At 60.4% G+C, this 19563-nt stretch carries 20 protein-coding genes; 9 read left to right on the top strand and 11 right to left on the bottom strand.

Features of this window, described 5'->3' with window-relative positions; all coding sequences use genetic code 11:
- Positions 1 to 289: 289 nt before the first annotated feature.
- Both I9182_RS12220 and I9182_RS12215 read left to right on the top strand, forming a co-directional pair.
- Positions 290 to 2002 carry an adenylate/guanylate cyclase domain-containing protein gene (locus I9182_RS12220; RefSeq protein WP_209598421.1) on the top strand — a complete coding sequence of 571 codons (1713 nt, stop codon included), beginning with the start codon at positions 290 to 292 and terminating at the stop codon, positions 2000 to 2002.
- Between the two features lie 161 nt (positions 2003 to 2163).
- Positions 2164 to 3063: a hypothetical protein gene (locus I9182_RS12215; protein ID WP_209598420.1), complete on the top strand. Its 900-nt coding sequence runs from the start codon at positions 2164 to 2166 to the stop codon at positions 3061 to 3063.
- A 70-nt stretch (positions 3064 to 3133) separates the two neighbouring features.
- On the opposite strand, the gene I9182_RS12210 is transcribed toward I9182_RS12215, so the two are convergent.
- The 7 genes from I9182_RS12210 to rbfA all read right to left on the bottom strand — a co-directional run bounded on the left by I9182_RS12210 (position 3134) and on the right by rbfA (position 8672).
- Positions 3134 to 4309: a peptidase S41 gene (locus I9182_RS12210; RefSeq protein WP_209598419.1), complete on the bottom strand. Its 1176-nt coding sequence runs from the start codon at positions 4307 to 4309 to the stop codon at positions 3134 to 3136.
- A gap of 198 nt (positions 4310 to 4507) precedes the next feature.
- Positions 4508 to 4777, bottom strand: coding sequence for a 30S ribosomal protein S15 (rpsO, locus tag I9182_RS12205; RefSeq protein ID WP_170329634.1), 270 nt, complete (start codon positions 4775 to 4777; stop codon positions 4508 to 4510).
- 144 nt (positions 4778 to 4921) lie between these two features.
- A complete protein-coding gene (locus tag I9182_RS20550) occupies positions 4922 to 5956 on the bottom strand; it encodes a calcium-binding protein (protein WP_209598418.1) in 1035 nt (344 codons plus the stop codon).
- A gap of 95 nt (positions 5957 to 6051) precedes the next feature.
- On the bottom strand, positions 6052 to 6555 hold the full coding sequence (locus I9182_RS12195; RefSeq protein WP_209598417.1) for a DUF1643 domain-containing protein: 504 nt from the start codon (positions 6553 to 6555) through the stop codon (positions 6052 to 6054).
- Positions 6556 to 6576: 21 nt separating this feature from the next.
- Entirely contained in the window at positions 6577 to 7482 is a 906-nt protein-coding gene (truB, locus tag I9182_RS12190) for a tRNA pseudouridine(55) synthase TruB (RefSeq protein WP_209598535.1), read from the bottom strand.
- Positions 7483 to 7536: 54 nt separating this feature from the next.
- Positions 7537 to 8280: a phosphodiester glycosidase family protein gene (locus I9182_RS12185; RefSeq protein ID WP_209598416.1), complete on the bottom strand. Its 744-nt coding sequence runs from the start codon at positions 8278 to 8280 to the stop codon at positions 7537 to 7539.
- The gene (gene rbfA, locus I9182_RS12180) at positions 8277 to 8672 is read right to left on the bottom strand and encodes a 30S ribosome-binding factor RbfA (RefSeq protein WP_209505090.1); all 396 of its coding nucleotides are present in this window, start codon (positions 8670 to 8672) and stop codon (positions 8277 to 8279) included. Before rbfA ends, I9182_RS12185 begins: the two co-directional genes overlap by 4 nt.
- A gap of 92 nt (positions 8673 to 8764) precedes the next feature.
- On the opposite strand from rbfA, the gene dapB reads away from it, so the two are divergent.
- The gene (dapB, locus tag I9182_RS12175) at positions 8765 to 9574 is read left to right on the top strand and encodes a 4-hydroxy-tetrahydrodipicolinate reductase (RefSeq protein WP_209505089.1); all 810 of its coding nucleotides are present in this window, start codon (positions 8765 to 8767) and stop codon (positions 9572 to 9574) included.
- Positions 9575 to 10134: 560 nt separating this feature from the next.
- On the opposite strand, the gene I9182_RS12170 is transcribed toward dapB, so the two are convergent.
- The 3 genes from I9182_RS12170 to I9182_RS12160 are packed head-to-tail and all read right to left on the bottom strand — an operon-like array spanning position 10135 to position 12523.
- A complete protein-coding gene (locus I9182_RS12170; protein ID WP_209505088.1) occupies positions 10135 to 10803 on the bottom strand; it encodes an ureidoglycolate lyase in 669 nt (222 codons plus the stop codon).
- Positions 10800 to 11390 carry an HD domain-containing protein gene (locus I9182_RS12165; RefSeq protein WP_209505087.1) on the bottom strand — a complete coding sequence of 197 codons (591 nt, stop codon included), beginning with the start codon at positions 11388 to 11390 and terminating at the stop codon, positions 10800 to 10802. Before I9182_RS12165 ends, I9182_RS12170 begins: the two co-directional genes overlap by 4 nt.
- Positions 11387 to 12523 carry a TauD/TfdA family dioxygenase gene (locus I9182_RS12160; RefSeq protein ID WP_209598415.1) on the bottom strand — a complete coding sequence of 379 codons (1137 nt, stop codon included), beginning with the start codon at positions 12521 to 12523 and terminating at the stop codon, positions 11387 to 11389. Before I9182_RS12160 ends, I9182_RS12165 begins: the two co-directional genes overlap by 4 nt.
- 99 nt (positions 12524 to 12622) lie before the next feature.
- Here I9182_RS12160 and I9182_RS12155 point away from each other — a divergent pair, with 99 nt between their 5' ends.
- On the top strand, positions 12623 to 13477 hold the full coding sequence (locus tag I9182_RS12155) for a LysR family transcriptional regulator (RefSeq protein ID WP_209505085.1): 855 nt from the start codon (positions 12623 to 12625) through the stop codon (positions 13475 to 13477).
- A 4-nt stretch (positions 13478 to 13481) separates the two neighbouring features.
- Here the strand turns inward: I9182_RS12155 and I9182_RS12150 are convergent, their stop codons facing one another.
- Positions 13482 to 13664 (bottom strand): DUF1674 domain-containing protein, encoded by a 183-nt coding sequence (locus tag I9182_RS12150; protein WP_209505084.1) that lies wholly within the window; start codon positions 13662 to 13664, stop codon positions 13482 to 13484.
- Positions 13665 to 13752: 88 nt separating this feature from the next.
- Between I9182_RS12150 and I9182_RS12145 the strand changes: the two genes are divergently transcribed.
- From I9182_RS12145 to I9182_RS12125, 5 genes are all read left to right on the top strand, one after another.
- Entirely contained in the window at positions 13753 to 15012 is a 1260-nt protein-coding gene (locus I9182_RS12145) for a transcription antitermination factor NusB (protein WP_209598414.1), read from the top strand.
- Between the two features lie 89 nt (positions 15013 to 15101).
- On the top strand, positions 15102 to 16841 hold the full coding sequence (locus I9182_RS12140; RefSeq protein WP_209598413.1) for a heparinase II/III family protein: 1740 nt from the start codon (positions 15102 to 15104) through the stop codon (positions 16839 to 16841).
- Between the two features lie 22 nt (positions 16842 to 16863).
- On the top strand, positions 16864 to 18453 hold the full coding sequence (purH, locus tag I9182_RS12135; protein ID WP_209598412.1) for a bifunctional phosphoribosylaminoimidazolecarboxamide formyltransferase/IMP cyclohydrolase: 1590 nt from the start codon (positions 16864 to 16866) through the stop codon (positions 18451 to 18453).
- Positions 18453 to 18929, top strand: coding sequence for a signal peptidase II (gene lspA, locus I9182_RS12130; protein ID WP_209505080.1), 477 nt, complete (start codon positions 18453 to 18455; stop codon positions 18927 to 18929). The genes purH and lspA overlap by 1 nt, the downstream gene beginning before the upstream one ends.
- Positions 18930 to 18979: 50 nt before the next feature.
- A complete protein-coding gene (locus tag I9182_RS12125; protein WP_209598411.1) occupies positions 18980 to 19495 on the top strand; it encodes a DUF3035 domain-containing protein in 516 nt (171 codons plus the stop codon).
- Positions 19496 to 19563 lie beyond the last annotated feature (68 nt).

The raw sequence follows: 19563 nt of genomic DNA, 5'->3' as shown, positions 1-19563 counted from the left end.
CGGTTTTGCATGGCGGCCCCATTGCCGCCGACCCCATTTATCTTCCGTTCGAGTGCCGGGGTCAGGGCACAACGTCTCAGATACCGCGCGCATACATGAGAATGCGTTGGAAGGAAAGCGAAACCGAAAAAGCTGGCCGGATCATGCTGAGGCAGGCTCTGACCTCTCGCAGCGCGTCGCAAGGCACAGGGGCCGCATGATGGCGTGCTGCGTGCCATTGCCCCCGTCCGGGAAATGGCCTGACAGAACCGGATCACTGCGCTAACCTCACTTTCATCGGGGGGTGCAAATGAAAAGACGGCTTACGACGGTTCTGGCGGCTGACGTTGTCGGGTACTCGGCGCTTATGGATCAGGACCGGCAGGGTACACTTGCAGCGCTGAAATCGTTCCGTGACGACACGCTCACTGCCCTGCTGGAATCCCACAATGGCATATTGATCAAAAGCATGGGGGATGGCTGGATCGCCGAATTCCAGTCAACGTCCGACGCGTCGGATTTTGCGATTGCCCTGCAATCCAGCGACAAGCCCGAAGGGCTGCGGCTGCGCATCGGTATTCACACGGGCGAGGTCATTGCGGAAGGCGAAGACATCTTCGGTGATGGCATCAATGTCGCTGCCCGGCTCGAGGCTTTGGCCAAACCCGACCAGATCCTGATCTCGGACACGGCACATCACAGCCTTGACCGGGGCGATGCGGGCCTGTTCGGCGGCGGCGGGCAGGCCGAGCTAAAGAACATCACGCGCCGCGTTGGTGTCTGGTGTTGGCCAAAGGGCTCAACCGCCAATCTTGCAACACCCGCCGACACACGCCCGGGGATCGCCGTCCTGCCCTTCGACAACATGTCCGGCGACCCCGAGCAAGAGTTCTTTGCCGACGGTATAACCGAGGACATCATCACGGAACTGTCGCGCTTTCGCTGGCTGATGGTCGTGGCCCGAAACTCGTCTTTCATCTTCAAGGGAAAAACGACGGATATCCGCCAGGTCGGCCTGACGCTCGGGGTTCGGTATGTGCTGGAAGGATCCGTCCGCCGCGCGGGACAGCGTGTCCGGATCACCGGGCAGTTGATCGATGCGGAAAATGGCAGCCACCTGTGGGCCGATCGCTTTGACGGGGTGCTGGACGATATCTTCGAGCTTCAGGACAAGGTCACGCAAGAGGTCGTCACGGCGATCGAGCCTTCGCTGCGCCACGCCGAAACGAACCGGTCCCGCGCCAAGCCGACCGAAAACCTCGAAGCCTATGAACTCTATCTTCAGGCGCAGTCGCATTTTCATCTGCTGACAGATGACGCCAATCGCGAAGCCATCCGGCTGACAACGCTGGCGCTGGACCGCGACCCGGATTACGCCGCTGCCGCAGGGTTGCTGGCCTGGCTGCACATTCAGCGGCTTGTGCAGGGGCTCGATCCCATCGGCGAAGGGCCCAGGGCCGCCATCAGCGCCGCAGAACGCGTTCTCATGAGCGACCGCGCCGACGGTATTGCCATGGCTTATGCGGCGCATTCAATCTCGATGCTGGCCCGCGATCTGCCGCGCGCGCGGGCGGCGTTCAAACAGGCACTGGCCGAAAACCCCAATGCTGCAAGTGTTCACATGCTCGCCTCCATCAACCTGTGCATGCTGAACCGGTCGGACGAGGCATTGGAACACGCAACACATGCCATTGAACTCAGCCCGAAAGACCCGATGCGCCATGCGGCGCATATCGCCCGGGCAAGTGCGCTTTTTCAACTGCGCCGGTATGACGAGGCCGCCGCCGCAGCGCGTGACGCTCTGGCCGTTCGGTCAGGATTTGTCATGAGCCACCTGATGCTTATTGCCGCCTTGGGTCAGATGTCTGATGCCGCAGCGGCGCAGGCGGCGATAAGCGACCTGCAAGCGTTGCGCCCCGATATCACCGCTTCCTCGGATCAGACCAGTTTGCCAATCTTTACCGTTCCCACCTGTTCCGAAAGCTGGCGCGAAGGGTGGAAAAAGGCCGGTCTTCCCGAATAACGGCTGATCTACAGACACGCGTTCTGCTGCGGCCACGAAACGCCGCGCCCCCCGGTTGGCGGCGACCGGTTGTTCAAGTGTGATGTTCACCACAGAGAGATTTCAAAACTCGTCTATTGTGCAGGCTTATTGTGTCAAAGTTAATGAAAGTAGGTTTACCCATGAAGCTCCATTCCGCCTCTGGCATTTCATTCAACCCTGATGTGTTCGACGAGTCATTTATCGAGATGCTTGACAAGCTCCCCGAGGACGCGGTCGAGGACATCGACCTTGATGCAGGCCCCAAGATGCCACTGATGACAGCCCCGGCCACCGAACTAAGCGCGGCGGACGTGGCCGCGATCATGGAAAGCGCATGGGAAGAGCTTTATGCCTCAGACGAAGGGGCCGATATCCGCGCGCTTCCGGCCGACCAACAGGCGCAGATCAAGGCGCGGTTCCTGTCCCCCGACCCGATACCCGAGGCCGAAGCCGCTACGGTTCCCGTCGATGCCGCGCCGTTCTCGGTGCAGGAAACCGCGGACAGCCTGATCCTGATGCAGGGGGACACGCCGCTTTTGGGGGCACCGCTGGGCACCAGCAGGAAAAAGCGCAAGAAAGCCGCGCTGAACACCTTTATCGGGGCCGCCGCCAAAGCGTTTGCCGATATCATCACGATGGCCATGGCCGCGCTGGGGGTTTATCAGGCGCTCGGAACCAAGACGGTCACGCGGGCCGGGGCCGGGATTGCCGTCAAATGCAGCGGCCCGATCAGCCGCCATGCCGGTGCAATCGCCAAGGCCGGAACGGCGGGCAGCGATTTGGCCATGATGAAGGCCATGCTGGGCGTCGCCAAGGCGTCCGTCGGGTTCACCAAACTTGCCGGCATCGTTCTGACCGACATGAGCGGCCTTGAAAAAGCCGCCGCGATTGCCACCTGCGTCGGCGGCATGACATTGGCCGTCGCCTCGGCAAGCGGGTCGTTCTGGGTGTCGATGCTGGCGATGGTAACCGCAGTTGCGATGTTCGTGATCGACACCGCCTTGGCGGTCGATACCTACAAAAAGTGGCAGGCGATCTGACCCGAAGACAGCAAAAGCCATGCCGAGCGGCGTCGCGGATGGGAGCCGCGATGCCGTCTCGGCCGTTTGTCTAAGTGCTCACGCTGCTGAGAATTCGTTGATAGAACGTGCCGTCCGCATCCTCATCTGCACAATTTGCGACCCATTCCAAATCCAATTTCAGTGCCCCTACGGGAACGATCTTCCGCGCGATTTCAGGCGGCGTGGTTTTGTCAGTCGTTCCATTCTTCCAATCGTGAAAAGCTGATGAGTATCGAACAACCGCTCCGCTGGTCGGCAACTCGAGCAACCCGCCCTCGGCAAAGAACATCAACCCGTCACCCATTTCTTCCCCGATGAGTTTGAGCCTGTTTCCCAAACGATGTTTGAGGATGGCCACAAACACTATCGCCGCTGAAAACGTGAATTTATCGACAAGTACAACAACCTGCTTACTTGCGCTTTGCGAGATCGCGTCTATCAAAGGCATCGTCAGAAGAAAATCGCCGCCGGTGTTTCCGCGAACGTCAATCAAAAGCGTTCTGTTCGGACAGGCGCGCACGTGTTCCACTGCGGCTGAGACGGCTTTGTGCAGCGTTGTTTCGTTCGGAGCAAAAAAGCTCGGTAACGCTATTGATAGCCCAAGATCTTGCCAATCCTTTATCTCCACAAAAGTCTTGGGCACCCAAGTTGGATCATCCTTGCCGTGCTCGTTTCTCGGGTAGAGCATGGATCCAGGAACGGTGTTTCCAATCGCCACTTTCAGATTGGTTATCTGCCCATTTTCGTCCTGAACACGATACTCGGTCGTTCCGCCGTTTGACGAAATACCCAAACGTGCCAAGGCGTACGGCCAAGCCAAAAGAATAGGTCCGATGACTCGCTTCCTTTGGCACGTTCCCGCAAGAAACTGTTCCGCCTTGGCTTCAATCTGGCTCAAAGCTGTGCCGTTGACCGCAATCAGTTCTCCTCGCGGTGCAGTTATCTCTGGAAACGCGCCGACGAGTTGCACAGAACGCCCTACGCTCACGAACCTCAGCGGAAGCACGGTGATCGCATCGTTCGGGATCAGCCGTGTGTGCCCATTGTCGGGAAGTGCCAATAGACGCATCGCGGACATCAGGAAGGCTTCGGTGGAGCCCTCCAAGGCGTATCGCCGGGTTTCACTAATGCAATTGTCTATCACCGCATATTCGATCTGCTGAAAGCTGGGATCGGTCGGCAAGACAGTTTCTAAAATTTGGTTTAGGCCTTCCGTGAGCGACATGTCTCACGATGCGCATGGCCGTTCGTCAATGTCCAGATTGGGCGCACCCTGCCAACAGAGAATGAGTTTAGCACCCGCAGCGTTGGTCGGTCGGTATACTTGACATTCGTCCACATAAGAAAAACGCCCGCCAATTGGGCGAGCGTACAAATCTTACAATCCGGGGTTCAGAACCGGTACAAAACGTAACAAATACGTTTAGCGGCGGATGCCCAGCTTTTTGATCAGGTCCTGGTAACGCGCCTCTTCCTTGCCCTTCAGGTAGTCCAGCAGCTTACGGCGCTGAGCAACCATTTTCAGCAGACCACGACGACCGTGGTTGTCTTTCTTGTGGGTCTTGAAGTGCTCGGTCAGGGTGTTGATGCGCGAGGTCAGGATAGCAACCTGGACTTCTGGCGAACCGGTGTCGCCTTCTTTGGTTGCGAATTCTTGCATGACGCGTGCTTTTTCAGCGGCAGTGATCGACATCGGGGTCTCCTTTGAAAGGTTAGAGTTGATGGCGCAGGCCGGGATGTCGTCCAGCACAGGCCCATGGAGAAAACCGCACCGATTCCGATGCGGATGGGCGCGTATAAGCGCATTTGACCCAAATGGCAAAGGGTTTCTGCGGGCTCAGACCATCTGCCCGTATTGTGCCAACTGCGCTTCGGTGATCAGCTGAATGTCAGCCGCTGTCATTCCTTCGGCACCATATACCTGCGCAACTTCCTGGCCATCTATGAAAACCCTTGTCAGGTTGGCGTTTTCGGCGTCGGCCTCAACCTCGATTGCCGGGTCGGTCTCATCCTCCCACGTCACCAGCAGCTTGTCTTCGCCGGGTTGAAATCCCATTACGGTCACCTGATCATCACCTGGGTTCAGCACGATGTCATCGGCCCCGTCTCCGCCCGTCACCACGTCTTTGCCGCCTGCCAGAATGGTATCGTCACCCGCACCGCCGTTCAGGAAATCCCTTTCGGCGGCACCCTCTTCGATCCCGAAAACAAAGTCGTCTCCATCCCCGCCAAAAACGGTATCCTCACCTTCGCCCCCGTTCAGAACATCATCCCCGAACCCGCCCTGCAACGCATCATCCCCTGCGCCGCCGTCCAGCCTGTCGTCGCCCTGACCGCCAAACAGTTCGTCCTCACCCGCACCGCCATCCAGTGTGTCGTCCCCAAAGTGACCGTAAAGGGCATCATCCCCGTCATCTCCGAACAAGAGGTCGTCATCCGCCTCACCGTGCAGGATGTCATTTCCCTGCCCGCCCGATATCTGATCTGCGCCGTCGCCCCCGTGCAGAACGTCGTTGCCCTTGGCACCGTTTATCGTGTCGTCCCCGCCGTAGCCGTTGATCTGATCGACACCGTCCTGCCCGGTAATCACGTCCGAACCATCGCCACCGGCAATCACGAGATCGCCTTCAAATTCCGAGATCACAGTTCCGGTGAAGGGCGCCTCGCTACTGTCCGGCGAGGGTTCGGTGTTAGCGTTTTCCGGGTCTTCGACACCCTCGCCGATGACCAGAAATTCACCGGTACCAACCTCGGCCGAAGGTTCACCTTCCGGGTTTTCATCCGGCGTGTCGTCCTCTTCGATCAGAAAATCGCTCATCGCGTAAGCAGCGCCGCCGATGGCGGCCAGTCCAAGCAATCCGGCCAGAAACATGGAACCCCTCCGAAAGCATGATGTTCCGAGGGTGGAATATCCCATGTCGGCCGTCACCGGGTCAAAGGTAAACCTTTGAAATGGTTAATCCTTTGTCACCAGAGTTCTGGCTGCTGAGTATAGGCGATATAAAGCGGATGTTTGGGGTGGCCGTCCTTGGTCAGGCCCAGATGGAACAGCGATTGGCCGGTGCCGCGCAACAGGGTTTCCACCGCAGGGCCACGCTCCAGATGCGCGCCATGCGTGCCCCAGGCCGCGATGACCTGATCGGCCCATTGCACGCCGTCCAGAATGGCCGCGTCATTCTCGGGCCCGACCGGATCGGCGGCAGCCCGCATCTTGCGCGGGTCGGTGTCGCGCCACGCAAAGATGTTCGTGACCTGAAACGCCCCGAACCCCAACGCGCGTGCGCGCCGTTCACAGCGTTCCACCGTCGGATCGTTCTGCACCTCGGTCGCGGTTGACGGGTTCAGCATCACAAATAATGCCTTGCGCCCTTCAGGGTCCCAGATGCGGGTCAGGCTATAGCGGTATTTCTCGCAATCGGAATATATGGCGGTCGAGGGCGCGTCGCCCTTGGTGTGGGAACGGGTGATCATGCCCTTCGCCTAACACGACTCTCAGTCGACGAACACCCGGCTGGGGTGCAATTCACCAGATTTATAGATGCCTACGGCCACGGCCTTGCCGTCGAACGATGCCCAGGCCTCGTCGCCGTATTCCACGTCCCCAGCCAGCACCATGCCCGGATTGCCATTGCGAAGGCGGGTGGCGCCTTCGGGTGTGCATTTCAGTTCGGGTAGGTCGGACAGGCCGGTTTCCAGCGGGTGCAGATACTCGTCCAGGGCGGTTGTTTTCGCCATCTCGTCAATCTGCTCGATGCTCAACCCGTCCTCGGCCTCGAACGGGCCGGACCAGATGCGGCGCAGTTCCTTGACGTGGCCGTGGCACCCCAGCGCCTCGCCCAGATCGCGGGCGATAGACCGCACATAGCCGCCTTTGCCGCAGGTCATCTCCAGCACCACGTGATCTTCGTCGGGGCGGTCGACAAGGATCAGTTCCTCGACCCAGAGGGGGCGAGCGTTCAGCTCCACATCCTCCCCATCACGGGCCAGTTTATAGGCGCGTTGGCCGTCGATCTTCACCGCCGAGAATTTGGGCGGCACCTGCATTATATCGCCCAGAAACGGGGTCAGCGCCTGTTTGATATCGTCATCCGAGGCGCGCGCATCGCTTTGCGCGATCACTTCGCCCTCGGCATCGTCCGTGTTGGTGGCCTGCCCCAGTCGCACGGTAAAGGTATAGGCTTTCAAGGCATCGGTGATATAGGGAACGGTCTTGGTTGCCTCGCCCAAGGCAATTGCCAGAACGCCGGTCGCCTCGGGATCCAGCGTGCCCGCATGGCCCGCCTTTTTGGCATCCATAGCCCAACGCACCTTGTTGACCACGGCGGTCGAGGTCATGCCCGCAGGCTTGTCCACCACCAGCCAACCGGAAATGTCGCGGCCCTTGCGTTTGCGTCCCATCATGCACCTTGAATCTTGCTGAGGCGCGCGAGTTAGCGGATCACTCTGCCGCTGTCAATTTGCGGGCGTTTCTTCGACCACACCGACAATCGGCCCCAGCGAGAATCCCAAATCCGAGCGGTTGCTGGCACGCTCATACATCCGCGAGATATTGCCGTCGAAAAACAGCGCGTTTGGCGTGCCAAGCACATCGCGGAACAAACGTCCAAACTCGTGGAAGGTGACGTAATCTTCCGAGATCGCAAACACCGCCCGTGTACCATCGGAACTGGTGCCGACCCCATTTCGAACATAAAGCGAGGTCGAATCAGGCAGGAAGCGCGGGTGCAGTTCTCCGTCGATCACCAGCATGGGACCGGATTGGGTGGCAAAGCGGCAGGTGGGCGCCTGATCCACGTAATCAAGCGTTTCAAACACATCCGCCCGGCCCTTGCGAATGCAGAACACGCCATTGGGCAGCAAACCGAAGTTGCCGGGGCCGGGGTTGGTGATCACACGCATCTGCTCCTGGCCGTCCTCGACATAATGGCCAACGGGTGAACGGTCGTCGTGATACATGCCCGCGTTCATCGCAAAGGCCAGCCGTTCGCCTTCCGGGGCCAGCACTTCGTTGACCGACGAAAAATGCCCCAATACCTGACCGTCTTCGCTGTTCAGAAACAGCCGCAGATCTTCATTGGCGGCATTAACGTTGCAAACCGTATAACGTTTGTCCTCGTGGGTCAGCTTTTCACAAGTGACCGCGCCTGCCTGCGCGGCCCAAAGAAGCGTCGCCAATGTGACAAGCGTGCGGATCACTCGTCCAGATCGCGGCGCACCGCGTCCTGTTCGAACATGCGGCGGGTATCGTCCAGACGGTCAAATGTGTCATCCAGCCGAAAGCGCAGATCGGGCGCGAACTTCAGGCCGACTTTCTTGCCGACCATACGCCGCAGCTCACCCTTGTTGCGGGCCAGCAGCTCGATCACGTCCTCCTGCCCTCTGCCGCCGAGGGGCAGCACATAGGCAGTGGCGATCTTCAGATCGGGCGAGGTGCGCACCTCACCCACGGTGATCGACATGCGATTCAGGTCGGGGTCGTGGACATCTCCGCGCGCCAGAACTTCGGACAGGGTGCGGCGGATCAGTTCGCCGACACGCAGCTGCCGTTGGGACGGGCCGGGGCCATCGTGGAATTTGTTCTTTGCCATAAACCCCGATCTAAGCGCAAAGCAGGGCTTTGCCAAGCGGGCGCGAACCGGGTAGGAGGCTTTGAGCCGACTTAACGAAAAGGACCAGCGCAATGACCCATATTCCGGGGATCGTCATCACAGGGGCTTCGGGCCGTATGGGGCAGATGCTGATCAAGACCGTGACGGACAGCGATCAGGCCCGTCTGGTCGGCGTGGTCGAACGCAAGGACCATGACTGGATCGGTCAGGATGTGGGCGAGGCCATGGGCGGGCAGGCACTGGGCGTCACCGTCACCGACGATCCGCTGGAGGCCTTTGCGCAGGCGCAGGCAGTGATCGACTTCACCGCGCCCGAGGCGACACTGGAATTCGCTGCGCTGGCGGCGCAGGCGCGCTGTGTGCATGTGATCGGCACCACCGGCATGTCCGACGAACAGATCGCGGCACTGGAACCCGCGTCCCGCCATGCGGTGATCGTACGGGCCGGAAACATGAGCCTTGGCGTCAACCTTCTGGTGCAATTGACCAAAAAGGTCGCAGCCGCATTGGATGAGGATTTCGATATCGAGATCATCGAAGGTCACCACCATCACAAGGTCGATGCACCTTCGGGCACGGCGCTGATGCTGGGCGAGGCCGCAGCCGAAGGGCGCGGCGTTGAGTTGTCGGACGTGTCCGACCGGGGCCGCGATGGCATCACTGGCGCGCGCAAGCGTGGTGACATTGGCTTCCACGCCATTCGCGGCGGCGACATCGTGGGGGAACATGATGTCCTGTTCGCCGCCCCCGGAGAACGCATCGTCCTGCGCCATCTGGCCACGGACCGCGCCATCTTTGCCCGCGGCGCGCTGAAAGCGGCCCTTTGGGGGCAGGGCAAGGCACCGGGTCAGTATGACATGGTGGATGTGTTGGGGTTGTAAACGCTGCGATTAGAAGTAAGCGCGCACCAGCGCATATACGAAGAACGCCCAAACCCAGAAAAGCACCGCCGTAATAATCGATGCGAAACCTAGTATATATGTAAGAAAAAAGTTGGCATTCGGAACGATCCGTATCCCATTGGGAACATTTAGATCGTAGCATTTTTCAGTCATAAAAAAGTAGTTTCCCGCCCCATAGGCATTCAGCAGCAGTCTTCTTCGTGATGGAGGGGTGCCTCTTGTCCTTATCCAGAATTCAACAAATTCATCTTTGAAGTTGAAGACCGGGAATACCGACGTAAGGAATATCATCGCGGCGAGGACCGAAAAGTTCGCAATGACGAAGAAACCGAGAGTGAAAAATAAAACTGTCAACAAATCTGTCTCTAATCCGGTTCCTATAGAAATTATCGTGGGTCAACGAAACGCAGCCTGTCCGGGCGGTTCTCAACTGCACCTGTTTTCACCTGTTCAATGCCATCTGCGATAGACTCCATGCAACTATAGGGAGAGTATCGCAGAAGTTTAGCGCAAAGGTTAGGAAAACCTGAAAAAGGTCTTCAGAGGTCCCTGATCTTGTCGGCGCGCAGCGGGCAGGCGAGGTAGACGCCAAATTCCTGACCGATATCAGCGCTGACCCGTGCGTGCACTGCACCCTGCCGGTCGAGGAACCGCTGGTTGTCTTCTATCGGAAATATCCCCTCGTGCCAGATACCGGGATGGATATACAGCCCGCGCGAACCGTCGCACCAGAACGCCACCACCTTTTCTGGTGTCAGGTTGTCGCCGGGCAACGCGGCAGGAATGATGAAGGGTTTGCTGTCGAGCGGCCAGAACATCTGCCCGCCATCCGGGTGATAGTTCATGTGCCACAGCAGCACCTGATCGCGGGGCGCTGTTTGGCGGCTTGTCTGTGCCTGCTGCGGATCGGTGGACCAGCCGAGGACATAGTGGCCATTGACCGCTTCGTTCTCGCCATAAAGCACGTCACCCTTCCACTCACCGCGAAAGGTGCCTTCGACCCAGCCGCCTTCATCGCCGGTGCCTTCGTCAATCGGCCGCCAGCCCTGCTGTGGCCAGCGGGTGATCTCGATCTCGAACCCTTCGGGATCATCGACCAGACACCCGTAACCTTTGACCGAGGCGTCCGTTGCGCGGATCAGGGGAACCTCGTGCCAGGGCAACGAGGGTTTGGTGCTAGCTTCAAAGATGTATTCCGGGGCGTTCATGCGGCCTCCATGTGTTTGTCGACCATACGCTGCACCATCGGCGCAAAATGTGCAAAATCCGGGGTTTCCATATCCGCGCGTTTGCCGGCCTCATCCAGATAGCGGACCTGAATGATCTCCTTCAGGTTCGGGTTGGCTTCGAACGCGGCAACTTCTTCGGCGCTCATCGGACCACCTTGCAGTTCCAACGTGTGAACCGACGCCGCGGACAGGCGATTGAAATACTCGGGTTTGGTAGCACACAGATACCGCTTGGCTGCCACGTGATAGCGGCAGCAATCGGTGATGACCGAGGGGAAGAACTGCTCCAGTACCTCGGCGCCCGCGTCCTCATGATGACGGTCTTCGGTGTCATCCGGGTGGTAGGTGCCGAACTCGGATGTGAAATGGCCGATGTCGTGCAGCAAGGCGCCCACGATGATTTCCTCGGGCATCCCGTTCTGCTCGGCAATGGTTGCGCCTTGCAGCATGTGCTGGGCCATGGTGACAGGCTCACCCAGATACTCTTCACCGCCGCGGCGTTCGAAAATGCTCCCGATGAAAGCAACGATATTGTCCCGGTTCAGGGTCGAGAAATCAGGTTTCATTCTGCCGCCTCCGGCTGCGCCATCTCCATCGCCGCCAGTGTGGACAGCAACCCGTCCTTGTCGGCGTAACATCCCTGCAACCAGCGCGACCCGGCCCCGGAATAGCCAAGCCGCGCGTGCAGGACGCGGGTGTTGTCGACGATAAAGCTTTCCCCCGGTTCCAGTTTGAAGGAAACGCCCATCGCCGGATCGTCGATGATATCCCCCAATTGTCGATAGGCGGCGTAATAAGCCTCCATCTTGTCAAACGGCACATCCACAAAGGGGGCGGAAGAGCGGTTGTTGAAGCGGATGCCGATCAACTCACCATCCGGCGACAACTCGATCATCGGGCGGCGCGACCGCAGGCAGACCCCGTCCGAGCCCTTGTACTCGAACCGCGCCGGATATCCGGCCAGCAGGGCAAAGCCTTCGGGGTTTGCGTCACGCAGTTTTTCGATGGCGCGGAAGCCGTCAACAACGATGGACTCCCCGCCTTCAGCCGAGTTTTCCAGACAATAGAGGATTTGCAAGGTCGGCACCGGGTCGCGATAGGGGTTGTCGGTATGCGCCTGAAGGCCAAGCCCGGTATAGGCAAGGTTTGTCGGGTTCACCTCGGTCCGCACCTCGAAATAGGGGCCGTAATTGGTTTCGCGGACATAGCCGAACAGGTCAGCGACCTTCAGCAGCGATTCAGGCTCGGTCGGGCCGCCGGTCAGCTTGGCAAAGCCGAACTCGGCCACAGCGGCCAGCCAATTGCGCTTGACCGCTGGGCTGGCATGGACCTCGTTCCAATCCCCGCTGGGCGCGCCGATACCACTCTCCCAGGTCGTGATGCCGGGGGCGATGCGACCCAGGGCAATGTCATGGTCGCGGTCGTAGCTGTTTTCGGCCAACCAGTCCGCCGGGAAGGTAACGATTTTGCTCTCAGGCTGGAACGTGACTTGCAGGTCACCTGCGACCACCTCGGCTGAACTGACCGAGATGTCGGTGGGAATATCGCCGATGGTGATCAGGCGCTGACCATTGCCTGGCGCGCGGGTATCAGCGTCCAGCGCGTTGTCGCGCAGCCAGATGGCGTGGAAACGGGCCTTGGCCCCGGTGTCAAACGCGACTGTAACAATCGAGGTGTCGTGGGTGGCGGTGCGCAGCATTGGGGGTCTCCTGTTCGGCGCGAGCTTTGGTTGAGCTGATACGCCGTTCGTGGCATTACGACAATTAATCCTTATTTCGTCTGAGGCTTGGAAAAACTAATGGCTAAAAACAAGACCGGATTACCGCCGTTGGATTGGTTGCGCGTGTTCGAAGCCGCCGGGCGTCTGGGCGGGTTCTCGGCCGCTGCGAAAGAGTTCGGGTTGACGCAGGCCGCTGTCAGCCAAAGGATCGGCAATCTTGAGGCGTGGCTGGGCCGGTCCCTGTTTGTGCGCGAGGCGCGCGGCGTGTCGCTGACGGTCGAAGGAGAAAGCTATCTGCCGCTTGTGCAGGACAGCCTGCTGGCGTTGGAACGCAACACCGAAGATCTGTTTGGAAAATCACCACGCGAACTCAGGGTCGCCGGGTTGTCGTCAAACATTCACGCCCTCGTTGTACCAGCCCTGCCTGTGTTCAGGGACCTGCGCCCCGAGGTGCGGGTGATGACCGACTCGGTTGCGCGCCGGTCGTCGCTGGACGAGGAACGCACCTGGCTGCAAATCCGCTATGGTCGCGGCGTGTGGGCCGGGCGCGACGCGGCATTGATCGCGCGCGAGGTGCTGGTGCCGATGGCCGCACCGGGCGTTGAATGGGGTGCCCCCCTGATCGATCTGCGCGGCGAGCGTCCGGGCTGGCGCGAGTGGGTCCGGAAATGCGGGCATGGCGACGTCGCGCTATCACATGTCAGTTTCGATTCGATGGAACATGCCGTTTCGGCGGCAAGGCGCGGGATGGGGATCGTGCTGGGCTCGGTTCCGCTGGCGTCCGGTGATCTAAGGGATGGCCGGTTGCGCAGGTTAGAGCTGCCAGAGCTGCAAACCAAGGACGGTTATTGGCTGACATGGCCCGAAGATCGGGTGCAGTCCAGAAAACAGCGCGCCCTGATCGATGATTTTCTGAAGGCCCTGCGCGGCTGAGGGCCTAGAAATCGATGGCGATGCCTTTCTTTTCCCAATCGCCGTAACGGGCGGGGTCCAGCCCATCGCGCCCTCCCAGTTCCTTGGGCATTTCCCTGGCCTCGGCCTGGGCTTTTTGGCGGCGTTCTTCCGCTTCGGCCAGCGCGCGTTGGGCGGCGGGGGGCAGGTCTTTGCGGTCGTCACTCATGACATCGGGTTCCTTTCCGTGCATAGCCTTGATATACGCCCGCGTCCGCCAATGGCAATGCGGGCACAGGTCACATGAAGGCAGTACCATGACAAACAGCGCGACAGCAGCACGGCGCAGCGCAATCTATCTATTGGATCAGGTTCTGGGCGAAGGCCGCCTGTTGTCTGAATGCCTGGCCGCGGGTGCTTTGGATCGGTTGGGTCCAGAGGATCGCGCGCGTGCCCAGCGGTTGGCATCCGAAACCCTGCGTGGGCTGGAACGGGCCGACCGTCTGCTGGACAACCACCTGAACCGAACGCCCGCCCTGACCGTACACAACGCGCTGAGGTTGGGCGCGGTCGAGCTGTGCAACGGGGAAGCTGCGCATGGGGTGGTGAACTCCATGGTTGAAATCATCAGCCGCTCGCGCAAGCACGGGCGTCTGAAAGGGCTGGTGAATGCCGTTTTGCGCAAGGTGGCGTCCGAGGGTCCCGAGGCATGGCCGAAAATGCGTGTCCCGCGCCTGCCGGAGTGGCTGCGGGACCCCCTGATCGCGGCGTGGGGTGCCGAAGCGGTTGCCGGAATGGAACAGGCGCATTTCGCGGGCGCACCACTGGACCTTACCCTGAAGCCGGGGGCAGAAGGCCCTCCGGGCGAAAAACTGCCCACCGGGTCTGTGCGCATTCAGGATGCGGGTCAGGTCTCGGCCTTGCCGGGATACAAGGATGGGGGTTGGTGGGTGCAGGACGCGGCAGCCGCGCTGCCGGTGCGTGTTCTGGCACCGAAGGCGGGCGAGAAGGTGTTGGACCTTTGCGCGGCTCCGGGCGGTAAAACCATGCAACTTGCTGCGGCAGGGGCCGATGTGACGGCGCTGGATGTATCCGCGGCGCGCACCGAACGCGTGCGCGAAAACCTCGCCCGGACCGGGTTGCTGGCAGAGGTCATCGTGGGTGACGCGCTGGACCATCAGGGTCAGTACGACGCAATTTTGCTGGACGCGCCCTGCTCGGCCACGGGTACGATCCGCAGGCATCCTGACTTGCCGTTTGCCAAGGATGGCTCGGAATTTGGCGGATTGATCGAATTGCAGGCGCAGATGTTGGCCCATGCGTGGACGCTGCTGAAACCCGGCGGGCGGCTGGTCTATTGCACCTGTTCGCTCTTGCCGGATGAGGGCGAGGTTCAGATCGAAGACGCGCTGGGCATGTATCAGGACATGAGCACGGATCGCGAGGCACTGAAGCTCTCCGGCATCGAAGACAACTGGATCACCGAGGAAGGCGGTCTGCGTCTGCGGCCCGACTACTGGCCCGATCGCGGAGGTATGGACGGGTTCTATATCGCCTGCCTGAACAAATCCGCCTGAGCGCACGCTTTTCGATGACTTGACGATCGGCGCGGTCTATCGTTGGGTCTCAAGCGCCAGCAGAGCGCAAGGGGCAGAGTAACACGCGCATGTCAAATTCGGACACCATGGCCAGTCGGTGGATGCGGTTTCAAAACCGTTTCTACGCGCGTCTCAGTCAACGGCAAAAGGCCGCCACGGGGTTTGTTGCGCAGCCTCAGCCGCGCACCGTTGGTTCGTTTGCGCGCGGGCGGCAGCTGGTTGCGGGGAATCTCTTGTTCGCCGGGTATCTGGTCGAGGCAGACGATACCGCGTTGTGGGATGTTGTTGCCCCCAGCGCCGGCTTTGATGAGGAACGCCATGGTTTTGCATGGCTGGATGATCTGGCCGCTGTCGGTGATATGCGCGCACGGGAAAAAGCGCAGCGCTGGGTCTGGGGCTGGATCGAGGCGCATGGCCGCGGGCAGGGCCCGGGCTGGGCGCCTGACCTGACCGGGCGGCGGGTGATGCGCTGGATCAACCATGCACTCTTTCTGCTGCGCGGGGCAGATGAGAAGCAAAGCAAACTGTTCTTTCGGTCTTTGGCGCAGCAAACATGGTTCCTGTCCAAGCGCTGGCAGGCCGCGACACCCGGGTTGCCGCGTTTCGAGGCGCTGGCCGGTCTTGTGCAAGCCGGGTTGGCGCTGGAGGGGTTGGAGCAGATGGCCGATCCGGCCCTGCGGGCTTTGGCTGGTGAATGTGACCGGCAGGTGGATGCGCAGGGCGGCATTCCGACACGCAACCCGGAAGAGCTGCTTGAAGTGTTCATGCTGCTCAGCTGGACGTCGGCGGCGCTCAGCGATCTTGGACGCGGTACACCTGTCGCGCAGGCCAAGGCGATCAAGCGGATCGCACCGACCTTGCGCAGTCTGCGCCATGCGGATGGCGCGCTGGCGCGGTTTCACGGCGGTGGGCGCGGGGTCGAAGGGCGGCTGGAACAGGCGCTTGCGCAAAGCGGCGTCAAGCACAAGGCGGCGACCGAACTGCCAATGGGCTATGCCCGCCTGTCCGCAGCACGCACCACGGTGATCGTGGATGCCAGCGCGCCGCCGTCCGGAGCGGCCTCATTCAACGCGCACGCATCCACGCTGGCGTTCGAGCTGACCTCGGGGCGTCGCCCTTTGATCGTGAATTGTGGATCAGGGGCCAGTTTCGGGCTGGATTGGCGCAGTGCCGGGCGTGCGACCCCATCTCACTCAACCCTCTGTCTGGACGGGTTCTCGAGCGCGCGGTTGGCCAACCCGTTGCCGGGCCGCGAAAGTCAGGCGCTGGTCGATGCGCCGCGGGACGTTCCGGTCGATTTTGAAGATGCGTTCGAAGGCATCCGTTTCATGGCTGGGCATGACGGATATGTCAAAGTCTTCGGGCTGACCCACGCGCGCACATTCGAATTGCGCTTTGACGGGCGTGAGCTGACGGTCGAGGATATTCTGCTGACCGCAACCGACAAGGCCAAGCGTCAGTTCGACAGGGCGATGGACGCCTCGGGCCTCAAGGGCGTTGGCTATGACATCCGTTTTCATCTGCATCCTGACGTTGACGCGGCGCTGGATCTGGGCGGTGCGGCAGTGTCGATGGCGCTCAAAAGCGGCGAGATCTGGGTTTTCCGCCATGACGGCGTGGGAAAATTATCTGTTGAACCAAGTGTTTATCTTGAAAAAGGCCGTTTAAAGCCACGCGCGACAAAACAGATCGTTCTATCTGGCCGCGCAATGGAGTATGCGACGCGCATCCGGTGGACGCTGAGCAAGGCGCAGGATACAGCCTATGCCGTGCGCGATACGCACCGGGACGAGCCCAAGTTTGACTGACGCCAAAAGGACCTTTGGACCCATGACTGACCTTCACCCCGTGCGCCGCGCGTTGCTTTCCGTTTCCGACAAGACCGGGCTGATCGAGCTGGGCAAGGCGCTGTCCGAGCGCGGGATCGAACTGTTGTCGACCGGCGGCACAGCCAAGGCGCTGCGCGATGCAGGGCTTGAGGTTCGCGATGTCAGCGAAATCACCGGCTTCCCCGAGATGATGGATGGCCGGGTCAAAACGCTGCACCCGATGGTGCATGGCGGGTTGCTGGCGCTGCGTGACAATGACACCCATGTTGCGGCGATGGAGGAACATGGCATCGGCGCCATCGACCTGCTGGTCGTAAACCTCTACCCCTTCGAGGCAACCGTCGCCAAGGGCGCGCGCTATGACGAATGTATCGAGAATATCGACATCGGCGGCCCGGCGATGATCCGCGCGGCCTCAAAAAACCATACCTTTGTGAACGTGGTGGTGGATGTCGAGGATTATTCCTCCTTGCTGGATCAGCTGGAAGAAAACTATGGCAAGACATCCTATGGCTTCCGCCAGTGGCTGGCGCAAAAGGCCTATGCCCGAACAGCGGCCTATGACGCCGCCGTGTCGAACTGGATGGCCGATGCGCTGCAACTGGACGCCCCAACGCGCCGCGCATTTGCTGGCGAGTTGAAGCAGACCCTGCGGTATGGTGAAAACAGCCACCAGCAGGCAGCGTTCTACACGGACGGCACCAACCGCCCCGGCGTCGCCACCGCCGTACAGCATCAGGGCAAGGAACTGAGCTATAACAACATCAACGACACGGACGCGGCCTTTGAGCTGGTGGCCGAGTTTGATCCGGCGAAAGGCGCGGCTTGCGCCATCATCAAACACGCCAACCCTTGCGGTGTAGCCACAGGTTCAACCCTTCTTGAGGCGTACAAGGCGGCATTTGACTGCGACCGCACCTCGGCTTTTGGTGGCATTGTTGCGCTGAACCAGCCGCTGGATGAAGAAACAGCGCAAGAGATTACGGGCATCTTCACCGAGGTTGTAATCGCCCCCGGTGCCTCGGACGAGGCCAAGGCGATTTTTGCCGCCAAGAAAAACCTGCGCCTGCTTACGACCGAGGCGCTGCCGGATGTAACCGAAGGTGGCAAAACCGTCCGTCAGGTGGCCGGCGGGCTGTTGGTGCAGGACAAGGATAACGGCTTTGTCGGCATGGACGACCTCAAGGTCGTGACCAAGAAAGCCCCGACCGACGCGCAGATGCATGACCTGTTGTTCGCGTGGAAAGTGGCCAAGCACGTCAAATCCAACGCCATCGTCTACGTCAAGGATGGCGCAACCGTGGGTGTTGGCGCGGGGCAGATGAGCCGTGTGGATTCGGCTCTGATCGCGGCCAAGAAAGCCGAACGTATGGCTGAAGCACTGGGCTTGCCGCAGCCGCTGACCATCGGTTCTGCCGTGGCATCGGATGCGTTTTTCCCCTTCCCCGACGGGTTGATGGAAGCCGCCGAAGCGGGCGCGACCTGCGTCATTCAGCCGGGCGGGTCCATGCGCGACGATGAAGTGATCGCCGCAGCCGATGAGGCCGGTCTGGCGATGGTCTTCACCGGTATGCGTCATTTCCGTCACTGATGCGGTCACGCCTGCTTCTCTGGGCGGCCTTGGCCGCCTTCGCGATCGACCAGATTAGCAAGTATCTGGTCGTTCACGTCCTGCGCGTGGCTGAACGGCCCGACGGTATCGATGTTCTGCCGCCGCTGCTGGTGTTCAAATACGGCGAGAATCGGGGCATCAATTTCGGCCTGTTTCAGGGCGACTCTGAGGCCGCGCGCTGGTTTTTGATCGGTGTGTCCGTGGCGATCTGCATCGGCGTTCTTGTTTGGCTTGGTCGTTCGATGCGTTCGAAATTCATGTTGCTCTGTGGCGGTCTGCTGATCGGCGGAGCGCTTGCGAATGTGGTCGACCGGCTCCTTTATGGGTTTGTTCTGGATTTCCTGAACATGTCCTGCTGTGGCATCAACAACCCGTTTGTGTTCAACTTGGCGGATGTGTTCATATTCGCCGGAGCGCTGGGGCTGGTTTTGTTTGACGGCAAAAAGCCCTCGTGACGCGCGGAATGATATGCGATAAAAGCGCCAGAAACAGGCTGGAGACACCAATGCGGATGCCGCGCGCCATATTTGTTCTGACAGTTGCCGCTGCGGTCGCGGCATGTTCGAATCCCGGACTGCGGGATCTGGCGCCTCCGGGACAGGGTCCGGATGAATTTTCGGTATTGCCGGTCAAGCCGCTGACCCAGCCTCAGGATTACGCGTTTCTGCCGGCACCCACGCCGGGTGGTACGAATCTGACAGACCCGACCCCCAAAGCCGATTTGGTGGTCGCGCTGGGTGGTAATGCCGCCGCCCTGAACCCCAACGCTGGTGTGCCGTCGTCGGATGCGGCGCTTGTGACGGCGTCCAGCCGTTATGGCGTGTCACCCGATACGCGGCAGGTGGTCGAAACCGAGGATGCCGCATTCCGCAAACGCCGGGGCCGCTGGACCGGTCTGCGCCTGTTCCCTGTCGACCGCTATAATCAGGTCTACGAACGCCAGTCGATCGATCCGTATTCGGAAACCGAAGCCGCCCGCCGGGCCGGGGTCGAGACCCCGACCTCGCCCCCGAATGAATAATTCTTAACTTTCCGTCATCGGGCTTGAACCCGGGCCGCACCACCGTAGTTTGAATGACAGAAACGAAA

This window comes from Ruegeria sp. HKCCSP351 (assembly GCF_017872535.1).
Classification (GTDB): domain Bacteria; phylum Pseudomonadota; class Alphaproteobacteria; order Rhodobacterales; family Rhodobacteraceae; genus Ruegeria.
Note: the sequence above shows the minus strand (reverse complement) of the source record. Positions and strands in the feature narration are given on the sequence as shown.

Coding starts and splice junctions, on each gene's coding strand:
- I9182_RS12155 (WP_209505085.1), top strand. CDS start 12,623: ATGGCTAAAAACAAGACCGGATTACCGCCGTTGGATTGGTTGCGCGTG.
- I9182_RS12150 (WP_209505084.1), bottom strand. CDS start 13,664: ATGAGTGACGACCGCAAAGACCTGCCCCCCGCCGCCCAACGCGCGCTG.
- lspA (WP_209505080.1), top strand. CDS start 18,453: ATGCGGTCACGCCTGCTTCTCTGGGCGGCCTTGGCCGCCTTCGCGATC.
- I9182_RS12140 (WP_209598413.1), top strand. CDS start 15,102: ATGTCAAATTCGGACACCATGGCCAGTCGGTGGATGCGGTTTCAAAAC.
- rpsO (WP_170329634.1), bottom strand. CDS start 4,777: ATGTCGATCACTGCCGCTGAAAAAGCACGCGTCATGCAAGAATTCGCA.
- I9182_RS12125 (WP_209598411.1), top strand. CDS start 18,980: ATGCGGATGCCGCGCGCCATATTTGTTCTGACAGTTGCCGCTGCGGTC.
- I9182_RS12170 (WP_209505088.1), bottom strand. CDS start 10,803: ATGAACGCCCCGGAATACATCTTTGAAGCTAGCACCAAACCCTCGTTG.
- I9182_RS12210 (WP_209598419.1), bottom strand. CDS start 4,309: ATGTCGCTCACGGAAGGCCTAAACCAAATTTTAGAAACTGTCTTGCCG.
- purH (WP_209598412.1), top strand. CDS start 16,864: ATGACTGACCTTCACCCCGTGCGCCGCGCGTTGCTTTCCGTTTCCGAC.
- I9182_RS12165 (WP_209505087.1), bottom strand. CDS start 11,390: ATGAAACCTGATTTCTCGACCCTGAACCGGGACAATATCGTTGCTTTC.
- I9182_RS20550 (WP_209598418.1), bottom strand. CDS start 5,956: ATGTTTCTGGCCGGATTGCTTGGACTGGCCGCCATCGGCGGCGCTGCT.
- dapB (WP_209505089.1), top strand. CDS start 8,765: ATGACCCATATTCCGGGGATCGTCATCACAGGGGCTTCGGGCCGTATG.
- I9182_RS12215 (WP_209598420.1), top strand. CDS start 2,164: ATGAAGCTCCATTCCGCCTCTGGCATTTCATTCAACCCTGATGTGTTC.
- rbfA (WP_209505090.1), bottom strand. CDS start 8,672: ATGGCAAAGAACAAATTCCACGATGGCCCCGGCCCGTCCCAACGGCAG.
- I9182_RS12220 (WP_209598421.1), top strand. CDS start 290: ATGAAAAGACGGCTTACGACGGTTCTGGCGGCTGACGTTGTCGGGTAC.
- I9182_RS12145 (WP_209598414.1), top strand. CDS start 13,753: ATGACAAACAGCGCGACAGCAGCACGGCGCAGCGCAATCTATCTATTG.
- truB (WP_209598535.1), bottom strand. CDS start 7,482: ATGGGACGCAAACGCAAGGGCCGCGACATTTCCGGTTGGCTGGTGGTG.
- I9182_RS12195 (WP_209598417.1), bottom strand. CDS start 6,555: ATGATCACCCGTTCCCACACCAAGGGCGACGCGCCCTCGACCGCCATA.
- I9182_RS12160 (WP_209598415.1), bottom strand. CDS start 12,523: ATGCTGCGCACCGCCACCCACGACACCTCGATTGTTACAGTCGCGTTT.